The organism is Clostridium cadaveris, assembly GCF_020911725.1.
Taxonomy (GTDB): domain Bacteria; phylum Bacillota; class Clostridia; order Clostridiales; family Clostridiaceae; genus Clostridium_X; species Clostridium_X cadaveris.
This window is the reverse complement of the sequence record NZ_CP076620.1, coordinates 232,501-249,533: the sequence shown is the minus strand read 5'-3', so window position 1 is coordinate 249,533 and position 17,033 is coordinate 232,501. Positions and strand designations below refer to the sequence as shown.

Genomic DNA, 17,033 nt, shown 5'->3' with positions numbered 1-17,033 from the left:
TAGATAAATTGTTAGTTATTCAAATATACTTTTTCTTAACATAGAAATAAAAAAAACCATCTCTTAATTGAGATGGTTTGGTGGCTCACCGGGGAATCGAACCCCGGACACCATGATTAAAAGTCATGTGCTCTACCGACTGAGCTAGTGAACCACATTACCTGGCGACCACCTACTCTCCCACAGAGCCTCCCCTGCAGTACCATCAGCCGTAATTTGCTTGACCTTCGTGTTCGGAATGGGAACGGGTATTACCAAATTACGCATCATCACCAGATGCTTAGTTTTTCCTAAATCTTTGATTTAGATGAAAAACTGTACTCCTCACTTCAGTGAGTGAGTTTCCTTTGAAAGAACTTAATTATTCTTTCAAAATTGCACACAGATTTTCTTTTCTATCTTTGTTTTCTTTGATTAAGTCCTCGACCTATTAGTATGAGTCAGCTGAATACATTGCTGCACTTACACCTCTCACCTATCTACCTTGTGTTCTTCAAGGGGTCTTACTAACTTACGTTATGGGAAATCTCATCTTGAGGGGGGCTTCACGCTTAGATGCTTTCAGCGTTTATCCCTTCCCGACTTAGCTACCCAGCTATGCTCCTGGCGGAACAACTGGTGCACCAGAGGTCAGTCCATCCCGGTCCTCTCGTACTAAGGACAGCTCCTCTCAAATTTCCTACGCCCGCGACGGATAGGGACCGAACTGTCTCACGACGTTCTGAACCCAGCTCGCGTGCCGCTTTAATGGGCGAACAGCCCAACCCTTGGGACCTACTTCAGCCCCAGGATGCGACGAGCCGACATCGAGGTGCCAAACCTCCCCGTCGATGTGGACTCTTGGGGGAGATCAGCCTGTTATCCCCGAGGTAGCTTTTATCCGTTGAGCGATGGCCCTCCCACGAGGTACCACCGGATCACTAAGCCCGACTTTCGTCCCTGCTCGACTTGTTGGTCTTGCAGTCAGGCTCCCTTCTGCCTTTGCACTCTTCGAAGGATTTCCGACCCTTCTGAGGGAACCTTTGGGCGCCTCCGTTACTTTTTTGGAGGCGACCGCCCCAGTCAAACTGCCCACCTAACAATGTCCCGTCACCAGCTTCATGGTGCCCGGTTAGAATCCCAGTACTGTCAGGGTGGTATCCCAAGGGTGGCTCCACAGGACCTGACGATCCTATTTCTCAGCCTCCCACCTATCCTGTACAGACAATACCGGAACTCAATGCTAAATTGCAGTAAAGCTCTACGGGGTCTTTCCGTCCAATCGCGGGTAGCCAGCATCTTCACTGGCACTACAATTTCGCCGGATTTGCAGTTGAGACAGTGCCCAAGTCATTACGCCATTCGTGCGGGTCAGAACTTACCTGACAAGGAATTTCGCTACCTTAGGACCGTTATAGTTACGGCCGCCGTTTACTGGGGCTTAAGTTCACACCTTCGCTTATGCTAAGTGTTCCCCTTAACCTTCCAGCACCGGGCAGGCGTCAGCCCCTATACATCAGCTTTCGCTTTAGCAGAGACCTGTGTTTTTGCTAAACAGTTGCTTGGGCCTATTCTCTGCGACCATATTTCTATGGCACTCCTTCTCCCGAAGTTACGGAGTCAATTTGCCGAGTTCCTTAACTGCAATTCTTCCGATGGCCTTAGGATTCTCTCCTCACCTACCTGTGTCGGTTTGCGGTACGGGCACTACTTTGCTCCCTAGAGGCTTTTCTTGGCAGCGTGGAATCAGATACTTCAGCCACTTGGGCCTTCCCCATAACACCTCAACATTGTAAAGACGGATTTGCCTATCTTTACTGTCTAAGTGCTTAGACTAACATCCATTAGTTAGCACATCTTATCCTCCTGCGTCACCCCATTGGTCATACGCTTATAGTGGTATCGGAATATCAACCGATTGTCCATCACCTACGCCTTTCGGCCTCGGCTTAGGTCCCGACTAACCCTGAGCGGACGAGCCTTCCTCAGGAAACCTTAGGTTTTCGGCCAGTGAGATTCTCACTCACTTCTCGCTACTTATGCCAGCATTCTCACTCCTATGTCGTCCACTGCTCCTTTCGGTACAACTTCTTCCAACATAGGACGCTCCCCTACCGCGTACATCTAGTGTACACCCATAGCTTCGGTGGTAGATTTTAGCCCCGGACATCTTCGGCGCAGGATCTCTTGACTAGTGAGCTATTACGCACTCTTTAAATGAGTGGCTGCTTCTAAGCCAACATCCTAGTTGTCTTAGAAATCCCACATCCTTTTCCACTTAATCTACACTTTGGGACCTTAGCTGATGGTCTGGGCTGTTTCCCTTTTGACCACGGATCTTATCATTCGTAGTCTGACTGCTGAGATTCAAGTTAGTGGCATTCGGAGTTTGATAAGGTTCAGTAAGCTCTATGCCCCCTAGCCCATTCAGTGCTCTACCTCCACTACTCATTCTCAACGCTAGCCCTAAAGCTATTTCGGGGAGAACCAGCTATCTCCAAGTTCGATTGGAATTTCTCCGCTATCCACAGTTCATCCCATGGTTTTTCAACACCAACGTGGTTCGGTCCTCCACGAAGTTTTACCTTCGCTTCAACCTGACCATGGATAGGTCACCTGGTTTCGGGTCTACAGCATGCAACTTTTCGCCCTTTTAAGACTCGGTTTCCCTTCGGCTCCGGACCTTAAGTCCTTAACCTCGCTACATACCGTAACTCGCTGGCTCGTTCTACAAAAAGCACGTCATCACACATATAAAGTGCTCTGACCGGTTGTAGGCACACGGTTTCAGGTTCTATTTCACTCCCCTCCCGGGGTTCTTTTCACCTTTCCCTCACGGTACTGCTTCACTATCGGTCATCAGGTAGTATTTAGCCTTGGGAGGTGGTCCTCCCTGCTTCCCACAAGGTTTCACGTGTCTCGTGGTACTCTGGATCAGAACTTAGAATATTATCTTTTCGCTTACGTGGCTTTTACACTCTGCGGCCCAACCTTCCAGTTGTGTTCGACTAAGATTACCATTCATTTTATGTCCTGTCCTCAACCCCAAGAATAAATTCTTGGTTTGGGCTCTTCCCCTTTCGCTCGCCGCTACTTAGAGAATCGATGTTTCTTTCTCTTCCTCCAGGTACTTAGATGTTTCAGTTCCCTGGGTTTACCTTCCTGCAACTATTTATTCATTACAGGATACATGGGGTTTCCCATGTGAGTTTCCTCATTCGGAAATCTTTGGATCTCTGCCTATTTGCGGCTACCCAAAGCTTATCGCAGCTTATCACGTCCTTCTTCGGCTCCTGATGCCAAGGCATTCGCCGTGCGCCCTTTATAACTTAATCGTTATTTGAAAATCATAATAAGCGGCGTCCTGCTTCGTCAGTTTGTCGCTGTGGTACTCATTTGCATAAGCAAACTCCGTTCCTCGCTCCTTCACTTCCTTGCATTACTTGCTTCTTGTTATTTTCATTCTTCTTAAAAAATACCCATCAGAATATCTTTCAGAAGTTCTATATCATAATCTTCATGCGTTTGAAGATTGTAATATTTCTCTTGTTACAAAGAATAGTTTCAATATTTCTATGTGCAATTTTCAAAGAACTTTTAAATCATTAAAACTTGTTTTGCTTTGTAAATTATTTCTAACTCAGCATCACTAATTTTAAATTATTTTATTATTTTCGGTGATTTGTTTTTCACCGTGTCGTTTTTCAGCGACAAGTAGTATTATATAGATTATTAGCTCCACTGTCAACAGTTTTTTATATATTTTTTTCTTATTTTTGAAGTTTTAAAAATAAGACTATTTAAAAAAATATATACAAGGAGGTTTAAGCCTTGATATATCTAGATTTTTATTCCTCCTCTTGTGGATTTAACAATCTAATGCTAAATATAAAAACTTGTTTTTCTAGAGGTTCTTTTATAGTATGTTGAAATTGTAAGGCTAATATTCAATAAAAATAAAATTAGTTTTTTATTTCTAAATATGCTTATTCTTTTCTTCATCTTTTTGTTCGTAGTATATTTTAGGATCAAAATATTAATTTCCAATGCATAATCTAGAATATAAATTATCCCTTGAACATAAAACGCTCAAGGGATAATTTATTATTTTAAGAAATAAAAATATGCAAGTACTATTATTCCTAATACGATTCTATAGTATCCAAATGCCTTAAAGTCATGTTTCTTTATGTAATCCATAAGGAACTTTATAGCAAATACAGAAACTAAAAATGCTGCAACTGAGCCTGTTAAAAGTATTGCCCATTCAAATCCACTAAATACAAAACCTGCTTTATAAAGTTTTAAAGCGCTTGCTCCAAGCATAGTTGGTATAGCTAGGAAGAATGAGAATTCAGCTGCTACAAATCTTGAACATCCAAGAATAGTTGCTCCTATTATAGTTGCTCCTGATCTTGACGTACCTGGAATTAATGCAAGCATCTGGAACATACCTATTAAAATTGCAGTTTTGTATGTCAATGCTGGAAGACTTGTTGTAGTTGGTCTTTTGTTTCTATTTTCTATAACTATAAATAAAATTCCATAGATTATAAGTGTAAGTGAAACAGTTGTTGCGTTATAGAACATTGCATCTATTTTATCATCAAATAGAACCCCTATGATTCCTGCTGGAATTACTGCCACTATTACTTTAAACCATAGACTTACAGTTTCTCTTCTTTCTCTCTTTGTCTTTGTTGTGTCAAATGGGTTCAATTTTTTAAAATACAAAAATAACACTGCTAAAATCGATCCAAATTGTATTACAACTAAAAAAGTACTTACAAAAAGGCTTGAAAAGTTTAGCTTTATGAACTCATCTGCTAGTATCATGTGTCCTGTACTACTGATTGGAAGCCATTCTGTTATACCTTGGATTATTCCAAAAGCTATGGCTTTGATAAATTCTAAAATCTCCATAAAACACCTCTTAATTCTTATATTCAATTATTTTATTATAAACTAAAAACATTAAAATACAAAGTAATTATACCTTATGTTCTTAAAAATGTAAAAAAGGACAGCTTTTCTAATTAAAGTATGATATTATTCTTTTGAAGAATATCATACTTAATAATTTCCAGCTATCCTACTTAAATATTAATGTTGGTTTCTGCTGTAATAGAACTTATTTATTTCTAGATTTTCCTAAATACGCAGCCTTAACTGACTCATTATTTAGAAGTTCTCGGCCTGTACCTTTCAATGTTATATTTCCTGTCTCCATAACATAACCTATATCTGCAGTTTTCAATGCTAAATTAGCATTCTGCTCTATAAGCAGTATAGTAACCCCTTCTTTATTTATCTTCTTGATTATTTCAAATATCCCCTGAACTACAAGAGGAGCAAGTCCTAAAGATGGTTCATCCATCATTATAAGTTTAGGTCTGCTCATAAGAGCTCTTCCAACCGCAAGCATTTGCTGCTCTCCACCCGAAAGTGTACCTGCCATCTGCCACGACCTTTCTTGAAGTCTTGGAAAAAGTTCATATATCCATTTGATGTCATCATCTAAGCTGTCCTTTCTCATATAAGCTCCAACTCTTAAATTTTCTGATACCGTAAGGTTAGGAAATACACGTCTTCCTTCTGGAACTAAAGTTATACCTTTTTCTACAATTTCATTTGTAGATTTCCCTACAATTTCCTCTCCATCAAACTTTATAGAACCCCCAGCGGTTTTTACGAGTCCAACTATAGAACGAAGTATTGTACTTTTCCCAGCTCCATTAGCACCTATAAGGGTAACAACTTTTCCTTCTGGAACCTCAAGATTTATACCCTTTACAGCTTTAATTCCACCATAAGAAACGCTCAAATTTTCAAGATTCAACAAAATCTTATCACTCATCTTCCTGCACCCCCAAATAAGCATCTATTACACGTTTATTGTTTTGAATCTCTGAAGGTGTCCCTGATGCAATCATCTTACCAAAATCAAGAACGTAAATTCTTTCAGAAATCTCCATAACAAGATCCATGTGGTGCTCAATCATAAATACAGTCAATTTAAATTTATCTCTTACATCTTTTATAAATGCTGTAAGTTCATCAGTTTCCTGTGGATTCATTCCAGCTGCAGGCTCATCTAAAAGAAGAAGAGTAGGGTCTGTTGCTAACGCTCTTGCTATTTCCAGGTGCCTCTGCTGACCATATGGAAGAGAACTGGCAATGTCATCTTTGACTCCAGCTAGTCCAAGTATCTGAAGAAGTTCCATGGATTCTTTTCTGTTCTTCTGCTCTTCTTTATAATTGATTCTGAAAGTTGCAGAAAGAAAGTTTGCTTTGGATCTCATATGTTTTGCTATAAGAACATTTTCAAACACAGTAAGATCCTTAAAAAGTCTTATATTTTGAAAAGTACGGGCAACCCCTAAACGTGTTATCTCATCAGGTGTTTTTCTGATGGCATCCTTTTTCTCATAAACCTTTCCATTTTGCCCTTTATATATCTTTTTTACAGTTCCCCTTGGATGATTTCTAATTATCACATTTTCATTGAAAGCAACTTCTCCATTTGTTGGGGCATAAACTCCTGTTATTACATTGAAAGCTGTAGTCTTTCCAGCTCCATTAGGTCCTATAAGCGCTACTATTTCTCCTTCGTTGACTTCTAAAGAAAAGTTATCTACTGCTACAACACCACCAAACTGCATGGTAATATCAGTAGCCTTTAATATATTCTTAGCCATCTATACTACCTCCTTTGGATTGTACCTTTGAGAACTTTCCTTTTATCCTTCTACACCAGTCTGCAATCCTATCCCATGAAAATTCCTTATTTCCCATAATCCCCTTGTTATAGAATAGTACCACAATCATAAGCAGTATTGAGAATACAACCATTCTTAATCCTGCACGGAATATTGGAATGTTCATTCCAAATAGAACTAAAGGCTCATCAAAGAAACGAAGCCACTCTAATCCCATAGTTACTACAAAAGATGCTATGATAGTTCCTGTTACGCCTCCTAATCCTCCAAGCACGATCATTAGAAGAAAATTGTAAGTTAGTGTAAAGTAAAATTGTTTTGGATCTACTGTAGTTAAAAGTAAAGCAAATAATCCACCTGCTATACCAGTGAAAAAAGCACTTACAGCAAAAGATAAAGCCTTGTGTTTTGCAAGATTTATTCCCATAGCTTCTGCTGCAACCTCATCCTCACGAATGGCTTTAAATGCACGTCCATAAGAAGAGTTTATCAAAAGTACCATTATCCCTATACATACAATGGCTACTCCAAACGGAAGCCACATGGTCTTTATACCTGGAATACGGTTTATACCTAAAGCACCATTTGTGATACTTTGTGTATTAGTGAATATTATTCTTATGATCTCTGAAAACCCTAATGTTGCAATAGCAAGATAGTCACTCTTAAGTTTTAAAACTGGCCAACCTATTATAAGAGCTGCTACAGCCGATATAACTCCCCCAAGTATTACAGCTGCAAAGAAAGGTAGTTCTATATTTATAAGCCATGGTGCCATGGGTTTTATATAAAATATAGATGATCTAAGGTCTACGGGTACTGTGAATACAGCTACAGTAAAAGCACCTATTGCCATAAATCCAGCTTGTCCCAGTGAAAATAAACCAGTAAACCCATTTACTAAATTCATTGAGACACTGACTATAGCATAAATTGCACTTAAATTTAAAATACGTTTTACATATGCATTGCCTATTATATTATTGTCTACCAAAATTATTACTGTTACAGCAGCTGCAATGAGTAAAACTGAATATATGACTTTATTTTTCTTTTTCATTTATCATCACACCTTATCTGTAATTTTTTCGCCTAAAAGTCCTGTAGGCTTAACAAGAAGCATTACTATTAATAATATAAATGCAAATGCATCTCTATACCCAGTTAATGTAGGCAGAAAAGCAACCAGCATTGTTTCTCCAAGTCCTAAAACTAATCCTCCAAGAACAGCTCCTGGTATGCTGCCGATTCCCCCAAATACAGCAGCTACAAAACATTTTAGTCCAGGCATTACCCCCATAAGTGGGTAAATGGATGGATATTTTGTTCCCCAGAAGATTCCTCCTACAGCTGCTAGAAAAGAACCTATAGCAAAAGTTATTGCTATAACTTTATCTATTTTTATTCCCATAAGCCTAGCAGTTTCAAAGTCTTTAGAAACAGCTCTCATAGCCATTCCAATTTTTGTTTTATTTACGATATATAGAAGAATTATTAGAAGTACGACTGTAACAATGGGTGTAACTAAAGATCCCATAGGTAATGAAACTTTCCCCATTGTCACTATCTTGGCCAATGCACTTAGCTGCGGAAATCCTCTTGGAACTCCTGTAAAAAGATATGTTGCTAGATTCTCTAACAAGAAAGATACACCTATAGCTGATATCATAATAGACATACGAGGCGCATCACGTAATGGTCTATATGCAAATCTTTCTGTAACAACCCCTAAAACTACTGTAAGTATTATAACTATAGGAATTGCAATAAACCACGGTAAACTGAAGTTTATCATTGCAAATATCATAAAGTATCCTGCCATCATAAAAATATCCCCATGGGCAAAGTTTATGAGTCTAAGTATGCCGTACACCATGGTATACCCTATGGCAATAAGTGCATACAAGCTTCCTAGAGATATTCCATTTGCAAAATGTTGCATAAAAATATCAAATGTCATCATATTCTATAGCACTCCCCCCTTAATTATTTAAGCCTAAAAGGTGGCGCAGCAGTTTTGCTCCACCACCCTTATTATTTACATCAGCTAATTTGCAACTTTTACCGTATCAAGATATGTGAACTTACCGTCTTTTACCGTCTTGATAACAGCCAGATTTTTCTTTGCATCTCCATTTTTGTCAAAGCTGATAGCTCCAGTAACCCCTTCAAAATCCTTAGTTTCTACAAGGGCTTTACGTATAGCTTCACCTTCAGTAGATCCAGCTCTCTTTATAGCATCTAATAAAACAATATAGGCGTCATATCCCAAAGCAGAAACTGCAGGTATGATACTTTGATATTGTGTAAATTCTTTCTTTATTCCTGGAACAAACTTTTTAGCTTCTGCTGTAGCAGCTTTATCATTCTCATCAAAAAACGTAGAGACTACTATTCCTTCAGCATCTTTTCCAGCAACATCTATGATAGCTGGATTTTCCCATGTATCTCCTCCCATTATTGAGCAAGTTATTCCAAGTGCTCTAGCTTGTTTAATAACTAGTGGGGCTGTCGCAACCGATGAAGGTGCAAAGATTACATCAGGATTAGCAGCTTTAACATTTGTGAGTATAGAATTAAAATCTTGTTCATTTGTTTGGAAAACTCCTTCTGATACAATAGCTTTTTCATCTCCAGTTAATTTTATAAAAGCTTGTTTAAAAAAGTTTCCAAGTCCTGTTGAATAGTCATCTCCATTTTGAGTTATAACAGCAGCAGTCTTTGCTCCCTTTTGAATTGCATAGTTTGCCATAACTGTTCCTTGGAATGGATCTAAATAACATACTCTAAAATAAAAGTCATTTCCTTGAGTAACCATTGGGTTTGTACAAGAACATCCTATAGCAGGTATTCCAGCCTTCTTAATTATATCTCCCGCAGCTATAGAAACCCCTGAACCATAAGAACCTAAAATGGCACAAACCCCCTCCTTTTCTATAAGACGAGTAACTGCTGTTGTGGCTTCTCCTTTATCTGATTTATTGTCAACTATAACAAGTTCAACTTTTTTGCCAAGTACTTCTGAATAAACTTTGTTTGCATACTTAATTCCATCAAGCTCTTGAGATCCTCCTCCACCATTTTCACCTGTCAATGGCTGAAAAACTCCTATCTTGATAACATCACTATCAGTAGTTTTCTTCCCCTCATCCTTTTCCCCTCCACATCCAGCTAATAATGTTGTGCCTAATGTTAATGCTAAAGTCAAGGCGATCACGCCTTTCTTCATAAAGAGCCCTCCTATTAAATTATTCTTAAATTTTATTTGTTTATAATTATGCATTTATTGATGAATGTATGACTAAATAACCGTAATAATAGTGTTTTTATATTTTTTATGAGGTTTTTTTATAAAACCTTCCATTCGCATAGTTCAAAATAACTTGGATATTAGAAGAACAGAGCAAAGAAATCTTACTATTTTTATTCTTTTATATAAACCTATTATTAGTATAAAATCTGTTTATCTAATCAATAAAAAGAGTCCCATAGGACAAACTTTTTGTTTAATCCTATAAGACTCTTTCATTTATTAAAAAATATATGTCACTTATTTATTACAGCATACTTCACATGTACTGCATGGATGAGATTCTTCCCATAGGCGATCTGCTGTTGGTTTCCAGTTTTCTGCTGCCTCCTTACATTTTGCTGAAAGTTCATTAACATTTTCTGGGCTCTCTAAATCAGTAGATTTTGCTCCTGATATTTCAACTACATTTGTCAATGCTCCTGGATTATCTAATAATGGGCAAGGACGAAGATGATTACAGTTGAATGGTTGATTATTATGATATGCCATAAAAAGTGGAGACTTATATGCTTCTAACAAAGTTTTCTCATGGATATTTGAGTCAGAATAGTGTATAAATGCACAAGGTTCTATATCACCATTTGCATTTATATGAAGGTATCTACGTCCCCCTGCTATACATCCATCAACATATTCTCCATCATTCCAGAAATCCATTGTAAATATTGGCTTTGTTTTTCTAAATTCACGAATCTTACGATACATAAACTCACGTTGCTCAGGTGTTACCATAAGTGAAGGCACAGCTGCATTTCCTACTGGCATATAGGTGAAGAACCATGCGAATTTAGCGCCTTTTTCAATCATATCATCAAAATACTTCTCACTGCCTATTACTTCAGTATTCTGGCTTGTATAACAACATGATATACCAAATGGCAATTTGTTTTCTTTTAATATTTCCATTGCTCTGCATACTGCTTTATAAGTTCCTTTTCCTCTTCTAAAGTCAGTAGCTTCCTCAAATCCCTCTACGCTTATTGCAGGTACAAAATTCTTAACTCTAAGCATATCACGTGCAAATTCTTCATCAATTAAAGTTGCATTTGTAAATGCAAGGAACATAGCATCTGGATGTGCTTCACAAAGTCGTATTATATCTTTCTTTCTTACAAGAGGCTCTCCTCCAGAATAGATATACATATACGTACCAAGCTCTTTACCTTGTCTTATAATACTATCCAATGTGTCGTAATCCATATTTAGTTTGTTTCCATATTCAGCAGCCCAGCATCCTATACAATTTAAATTGCATGCACTGGTAGGGTCCATAAGTATAGCCCATGGTATACTGCATCCAAGTTTCTTTCTATTCTCTTCTTCATGACGACATCCTTGTATACCTGCATTGATAATAAAATTTTCAAAAAATGTCTTTCTTACCCCATCATCAATGTCAGTCCACAAACTTTTTACTAATCTATACCAATTGTTATCCTTGTCCTCAAGGATCTCGTGGAACATTTTTCTTTGAGGCTCAAATGTATTATATCTATCAAATTTATCGGCCCAATTTAAAAGTTTTAGCATATTTGTGTCTGGGTCTTTATCAAGATAGCCAAGTGCTTTTTTTAGTCCAAACTCCTCTATATGTTCTCTCAATGTTTTTTCTAACATTCTTGTCTCCCCCTTACAACACTTTATAATTCACTTTACCCACATGATAGCATAGGAAATTTTAGGTTTCATTTGACAAAAATGAAGATTTGTTTAAATTTTGTACAAACACCCCAATTTGACCAAAAACTAAACAGCAATAGTGTTTTGTACATACTACTTTAAGGAAATATATACTAAAATTTAAAAGAAGAAAATTATTATAAAGGATGATAAAAATGTCAACAAATCAGTTTCTTATCAAAACTGTGGCTGAAACCATGGTTTCTAAAATAATAAGAGATATAAAGACAGGCACTAATAGAAGTCTTAGGAATTCTATAGATTTAGGGCTTTATTTTTCAAAAGGACCTATTCAAAAAGAATTTTTTGGATTAGCAAAGTCTATAGCTCATAACTCAAACAACATGTATCTTCCTTTAATTAAAAGAGCTTTTGAAAGTGTAGATGAGCGAATTATAAAAACTGTAGGATTAAATTTAGGAATTTCATCATTCACCATCGGAGCAAAGCAAATTAAAGAACTATATGATATAGGCAAAGAACCGCAAATGTGGCTTCAAATTCTTGATGATGATATATTAGAAGACACTTCTGTATTTAAAGATAGATTACAAAACTTCAAGAGCTGTGGCATATATACTTTCGCCATCGACAATATATATGATGATGATAAAATAAGAAATGTTATTGCTATAGCCTCTCTTTCGAAAGAGTCAACCTTCTTTTTGAATATAAAAATGAATTATCTAAGCGACAATATCTTAACTGAGCTTAAAACTTCAAAAAATATTATAATCTTTATAGCACAAAATAAAGAAGAAATAAATAGAGACATATTTTATAGCTTAAGAAAATCAAAGCTTCTCTACGGATTTTGTAAGTATTATAATGACTTTAAAAATATGGAGTCTGAAGAAGTTTACTTGAAAGAAATGATAAGCTTAGGCTGTCTTTTCGGGGTATACATAGATACTCCTGACACTTTTAATGATTATGAACATATTCGTTATGAAAAAATCTGTAATAGTAGAATCACTGGAAAACTTCCCATTATATTATATGACTTCTATCGTGACTGTAACTTTATTCAAGAAGCAATGCTTCATAAAAAACATCTAATAGAAGAGTAACTCTATACCCGAAAGTCTAAAATTTTATATTACTATTCAGGGGTTTCCTCTATAGATGATGCTACCTTTTGAAATAAGCTTCCGTTAATAGTCTTTTCAAGAAGTTTTATAAGTGGCACAGGATCTGTTTTCATTCCATCTTTTGCCCATTCAATTATACTACCAACTAAAGCATAGGAATAAAACTTCGATATAGCCTCAATCTCAAACTCAGATAAGCTTAAAGCATTATTGGAATCTTCTAATATATTTTTAATCAATATTTCGTAATACTCCATAAGACATTCACTAAAGGAATTTTGTCCTTCTGTTCGAATTGCATTTATATAAAACTTACGATTTTCCTGCATATAAAGGCAAAGCTCTGTAAGACCATCAGCCCAGTGAAGTACATCAACTACATTGCTAATTTTAGGCGTTATTTCTGTATAAAAAATCCAATTAACTAAATCAAACTTGTCCCTAAAATGATAGTAAAAAGTATTTCTGCTAATTTTACAGTGTTTTGATATATCACCTACCGAAATATGTGAAAGAGGTGTTGATTGCATCATTTCCTTTAATCCATCAGCAAGAACATGCTTTGTCAAATCAGCTCCTGGCATTTATATCATCTCCTTTTTTGTGAATATTATAATAAGTATATTATAATTCAGTATTATAATATACTTACAGATTTTTTCAAATAATATGACTATTTTTTCCATAAAATTAGAGCCCGCTCAAAAATGATTTTCATCTCCATGAGCAAGCTCTTTATAATTAATATGTGTTTTTATTCAGCTTTCATATTATCCATATATTTTTTAAATGTAACTGTAACTTTAAATAAGTCTCCATCTATATCTATTTTTAAAGTTCCATCTTGAAGCTCGGTTAAGCTTTTTGCTATAGATAATCCAAGTCCAGAACCTTCTGTATGCCTTGAACTATCACCTCTCCTAAATCTTTCTAGATATCCTCTTCAGTAAAATCCATCTCGAAAGCAGATATGTTTCTCATTACAATCTTCACATCTTCTTCTGTAGGAATAACCTCAACATACACCCTTGTATTATCCATAGAATACTTTAAGACATTAGAAAAAAGATTTTCTAAAACTCTCCAAGTTCTTTTTCCATCTATATTTACATAAGCTTTCTCCTCTGGAAGCTTTACTACAAACTTTAAGTTAGAACGTGATATCTTTTCCTCAAACTCACCTAAAGTTTGACGCACCAGTGATACTATATCCGCTTTTTCCATATTTAGTTCCATAGTCTTTGATGCTGCTTTTGATGCTTCAAATAAATCCTCTATAAGAACTTTTAATCTTGCTGATTTCTTTGTAATTATATCTATATACTTACTTTTCTCTTCTTCAGTAGTATTTTCGTCTTTTAAAAGGTCTATATAATTTATTATTGAAGTAAGAGGTGTTTTTAAGTCATGTGAAACATTAGTTATCAGCTCTGTCTTAAGCTGTTCATTTCTAGTTGCACTACTTATAGCTTTCTCAAGTCCATCTTTTATATTATTTAAATTCTCAGCAGTTAATCTTAGGGTTGCAGGCCCTTCTTCTTTTATGGTCTGATGAAAATCTCCTTGCCTTATTCTAGAAGAAGCTTTATATATGTTAGTCATGCATTTATCAATTTTAAGCCAATATACCATAACAATAATTACATATATAGCTATCATAACATTTCCCGCTATAATAAAAGGAAAATTATAATAACCTTGATATAAAAGCGCAATCGCAATTCCTATCCATATCAATGATATTACAAAATTTAATATAACAAACTTTCTTCCTTTAATATTTAGATAAAAACTCTTCATCTTTGTACCTAATATGCATATTAAGCTATGACTTTTTATATATTCATGGTCTTTTGTTTCTTTTGTGTTTTTTATAAATAAGTATATTAGAACAGATATTAAAGCTACCATAAGACTATACATTATAATCTCATACCAAGTACTTGATATAAGAAGAATATTATTAGTTACTCCATAACTGTAATAATAAATAGATGATCGTATAGCTTTAATAGTTATGATTCCTCCGGCTACTATTCCTATAATACTTATTTCTATTGGAATCTTTCTGTATATTTTATTTAATAGAGCAAAATCATTATTATAAATAATTCTTGTTTTCCATAAATACACAGTACTTAGAATAGCTAATACCATAAGAACTGAACATAATATAGCTATATTTTTAATTATACCCAGTGCATTATTACTTTGATATTTTGCTTGATAGATATAATCATTTGAATAATCTACTATATTTTTATCTACTTTATATATTTTAATTACTCCCGAATTTGATGAGTTCATAGTATACTCATACGCTAAATTAGCATTTTCACTGCTATAAGGATAAATTCTTGAATTCAGTCCTGATTGAATAAAAAATTCATAATCATCAACCTTTTCTCTTGTGACAGCCGCTTCTTCAACGTCCTTAGTTTTCATATTAGTTAAAGTCTTGCCTGTATCAACATTTTTAACAAGAAACTGTAAATTGACAGAAGAATTCACTATATTTCTAAACTCATTTGCTGTATGTTCTGCATTTAATCTTATTTCTCTTTCAAGATTTTTTAGATCATCCTCATATCTCTTTATAATATCATTTTTTTTCTGTTCTTTTATTTTTTCATATTCCTCACTGCTATCTGCTTCAATGGTGCTAGATTCAAATTCTTTTATTTCCCAATCATATTCTTCTTTTCTATAAATTTTTCTATTTTGAAATTCTGATTCTATATATCTTTCATCAATCTTCCCCTCATTATCTAGGGCATTTAAGCTTATTGATAAGGTAGAATCTAACTGTGCCATATTATTTATAAAATTATGAGATATATATGGATTTTTATAAAGTCTATATTGTCCCCAAGCTCCAACACCTGATAATATTGTAACTGTTATAGAAAAAAATATAATTATCCATGCTATGTTTCTAAATAAATTGGATTTAGATTTTTTCAATTTTGTATCCAATCCCCCACACCACCTTTAAATATCTTGGTTCCTTTGGGTTTATCTCTATTTTTTCTCTAATCCTTCTTATATGAACTGTTACAGTATCTACATTAAATGCTGGCTCATTCCATACTTTTTCGTATATATCATCAAGTGAAAATACATGTCCTGGATTCTCCATTAAAAGATTCATCATCTTAAATTCAATAGGTGTAAGCCTTGTAAACTTTCCATCAACAAAGAACTCCTTAGTTTCTCTGTTTAGTTCCAAACCTCCAACTATGAGTTTTTCACTATCGATTTTCTGTGATTCCTGTGTAACCATACTGCATCTTCTGAGAAGGGAATTTACTCTTGCTAAAAGTTCCAATGGATTAAATGGTTTGCATAAATAATCATCAGCACCCATATTAAGTCCAAGTATTTTGTCAGTATCCTCAGACTTAGCCGAAAGAATTATTATAGGTATGTTTTTACTTTCTCTTATCTTTATGATTGCTCTCATTCCATCAAGTTTCGGCATCATTATATCCATTATTATTAAATCTATTTGATTTTTCTCTAGTATATCCAAAGCTTCTAAGCCATCGAAAGCTTTAAACACTTTATATCCAGAATTGCGTAGATATATCTCTATAGCTTCTGTTATTTCTACTTCGTCATCTACTACTAAAATATTTTTCTTATCCATTTTCTCCTCCAAAGCTCCATTTACTTCCCTTTCATTATATAGGATTAGAGAGTTTTACCCAATGGCTATTTCTATATTTAGTATACAAGATAGATTTTAAAATTCATGGGTTAAAAACCTTACAAATTCCTTTCAAACTTGCTACTCTATATATAATTTTGACCAATCCTTAAACATTACGATTCCCTCCGATCTAATAGCTTCATCTAAACCACGCAAACTTTTTTTTGCTATCATAAGATTTTCCTCATAGTCTATTGTATAAATAGCAGCATCATCTGCAATCAATTTTTGTATTTTCTCATAGATATTTTTTCGTTTTTCGTCATTCAATTCTTTAAAACCTTCATCCCAAAGCTTATCTATTTCTGTATTACTATAGCCGCTTGTATTGTATATCGAACCTGTTTCATATATGTATCTATAATCATTGGGAGAAAGCCCTAAATTATATCCGGTTATATACATATCACATTCTTTATCATTTTTAAATAATTCCTTATAAAAGCTATTGTTATCATATGGTATTATATCTACATCTATATTTAAAACTCTTAGTTGACCTTGAATAGCCAGTGCATATTCTTTATGAGCAAATCTTT

At 35.1% G+C, this 17,033-nt stretch carries 13 protein-coding genes, 1 tRNA gene and 2 rRNA genes (1 of these 16 running past the window's edge); 1 reads left to right on the top strand and 15 read right to left on the bottom strand.

Translation table 11 applies throughout. The annotated features are described in order from the left end of the window. Positions 1–78 precede the first annotated feature (78 nt). The 10 genes from KQH81_RS01140 to KQH81_RS01095 form a co-directional block, all read right to left on the bottom strand. Positions 79–154, bottom strand: a tRNA-Lys gene (locus tag KQH81_RS01140). A 5-nt stretch (positions 155–159) separates the two neighbouring features. Next, a 5S ribosomal RNA gene (gene rrf / locus KQH81_RS01135) occupies positions 160–277 on the bottom strand. Between the two features lie 133 nt (positions 278–410). Further along, positions 411–3,314, bottom strand: a 23S ribosomal RNA gene (locus KQH81_RS01130). Positions 3,315–4,083: 769 nt separating this feature from the next. After that, entirely contained in the window at positions 4,084–4,902 is an 819-nt protein-coding gene (locus tag KQH81_RS01125) for an undecaprenyl-diphosphate phosphatase (RefSeq protein ID WP_027639824.1), read from the bottom strand. Between the two features lie 208 nt (positions 4,903–5,110). Further along, entirely contained in the window at positions 5,111–5,836 is a 726-nt protein-coding gene (locus tag KQH81_RS01120) for an ABC transporter ATP-binding protein (protein ID WP_407647323.1), read from the bottom strand. Continuing rightward, entirely contained in the window at positions 5,829–6,677 is an 849-nt protein-coding gene (locus tag KQH81_RS01115) for an ABC transporter ATP-binding protein (protein ID WP_027639822.1), read from the bottom strand. The genes KQH81_RS01120 and KQH81_RS01115 overlap by 8 nt, the downstream gene beginning before the upstream one ends. Further along, positions 6,670–7,758 (bottom strand): branched-chain amino acid ABC transporter permease, encoded by a 1,089-nt coding sequence (locus tag KQH81_RS01110; protein ID WP_230028699.1) that lies wholly within the window; start codon positions 7,756–7,758, stop codon positions 6,670–6,672. Before KQH81_RS01110 ends, KQH81_RS01115 begins: the two co-directional genes overlap by 8 nt. Positions 7,759–7,764: 6 nt before the next feature. Further along, positions 7,765–8,658, bottom strand: a complete 894-nt coding sequence (locus tag KQH81_RS01105) for a branched-chain amino acid ABC transporter permease (protein ID WP_027639820.1) — start codon at positions 8,656–8,658, stop codon at positions 7,765–7,767. An 87-nt stretch (positions 8,659–8,745) separates the two neighbouring features. Next, a complete protein-coding gene (locus KQH81_RS01100) occupies positions 8,746–9,927 on the bottom strand; it encodes an ABC transporter substrate-binding protein (RefSeq protein WP_230028697.1) in 1,182 nt (393 codons plus the stop codon). A gap of 321 nt (positions 9,928–10,248) precedes the next feature. After that, entirely contained in the window at positions 10,249–11,628 is a 1,380-nt protein-coding gene (locus KQH81_RS01095; protein WP_027639818.1) for a radical SAM protein, read from the bottom strand. Positions 11,629–11,846: 218 nt separating this feature from the next. On the opposite strand from KQH81_RS01095, the gene KQH81_RS01090 reads away from it, so the two are divergent. Further along, entirely contained in the window at positions 11,847–12,761 is a 915-nt protein-coding gene (locus KQH81_RS01090) for a hypothetical protein (protein ID WP_178312341.1), read from the top strand. A 32-nt stretch (positions 12,762–12,793) separates the two neighbouring features. On the opposite strand, the gene dhaS is transcribed toward KQH81_RS01090, so the two are convergent. The 5 genes from dhaS to KQH81_RS01070 form a co-directional block, all read right to left on the bottom strand. Next, a complete protein-coding gene (gene dhaS / locus KQH81_RS01085) occupies positions 12,794–13,366 on the bottom strand; it encodes a dihydroxyacetone kinase transcriptional activator DhaS (protein ID WP_051196351.1) in 573 nt (190 codons plus the stop codon). Between the two features lie 170 nt (positions 13,367–13,536). Further along, complete coding sequence (locus KQH81_RS17705; protein WP_407647348.1) at positions 13,537–13,653, bottom strand: hypothetical protein; 117 nt, start codon at positions 13,651–13,653, stop codon at positions 13,537–13,539. 59 nt (positions 13,654–13,712) lie between these two features. Next, complete coding sequence (locus KQH81_RS01080; RefSeq protein ID WP_230028695.1) at positions 13,713–15,758, bottom strand: sensor histidine kinase; 2,046 nt, start codon at positions 15,756–15,758, stop codon at positions 13,713–13,715. Next, positions 15,733–16,431 (bottom strand): response regulator transcription factor, encoded by a 699-nt coding sequence (locus tag KQH81_RS01075; RefSeq protein ID WP_230028693.1) that lies wholly within the window; start codon positions 16,429–16,431, stop codon positions 15,733–15,735. The genes KQH81_RS01080 and KQH81_RS01075 overlap by 26 nt, the downstream gene beginning before the upstream one ends. 141 nt (positions 16,432–16,572) lie before the next feature. Continuing rightward, positions 16,573–17,033: the 3' end of an ABC transporter substrate-binding protein gene (locus KQH81_RS01070; protein WP_230028691.1), read on the bottom strand. The gene runs 1,117 nt beyond the window's last position; only the last 461 of its 1,578 coding nucleotides appear in the window; the start codon falls outside the window, past its right edge — the gene reads right to left on this strand; it ends in the stop codon at positions 16,573–16,575.

Bases quoted from the DNA above. Each gene is read 5' to 3' on its own strand.
- KQH81_RS01125 (WP_027639824.1), bottom strand. From the start codon at position 4,902: ATGGAGATTTTAGAATTTATCAAAGCCATAGCTTTTGGAATAATCCAA.
- KQH81_RS01120 (WP_407647323.1), bottom strand. From the start codon at position 5,836: ATGAGTGATAAGATTTTGTTGAATCTTGAAAATTTGAGCGTTTCTTAT.
- KQH81_RS01115 (WP_027639822.1), bottom strand. From the start codon at position 6,677: ATGGCTAAGAATATATTAAAGGCTACTGATATTACCATGCAGTTTGGT.
- KQH81_RS01110 (WP_230028699.1), bottom strand. From the start codon at position 7,758: ATGAAAAAGAAAAATAAAGTCATATATTCAGTTTTACTCATTGCAGCT.
- KQH81_RS01105 (WP_027639820.1), bottom strand. From the start codon at position 8,658: ATGACATTTGATATTTTTATGCAACATTTTGCAAATGGAATATCTCTA.
- KQH81_RS01100 (WP_230028697.1), bottom strand. From the start codon at position 9,927: ATGAAGAAAGGCGTGATCGCCTTGACTTTAGCATTAACATTAGGCACA.
- KQH81_RS01095 (WP_027639818.1), bottom strand. From the start codon at position 11,628: ATGTTAGAAAAAACATTGAGAGAACATATAGAGGAGTTTGGACTAAAA.
- KQH81_RS01090 (WP_178312341.1), top strand. From the start codon at position 11,847: ATGTCAACAAATCAGTTTCTTATCAAAACTGTGGCTGAAACCATGGTT.
- dhaS (WP_051196351.1), bottom strand. From the start codon at position 13,366: ATGCCAGGAGCTGATTTGACAAAGCATGTTCTTGCTGATGGATTAAAG.
- KQH81_RS01075 (WP_230028693.1), bottom strand. From the start codon at position 16,431: ATGGATAAGAAAAATATTTTAGTAGTAGATGACGAAGTAGAAATAACA.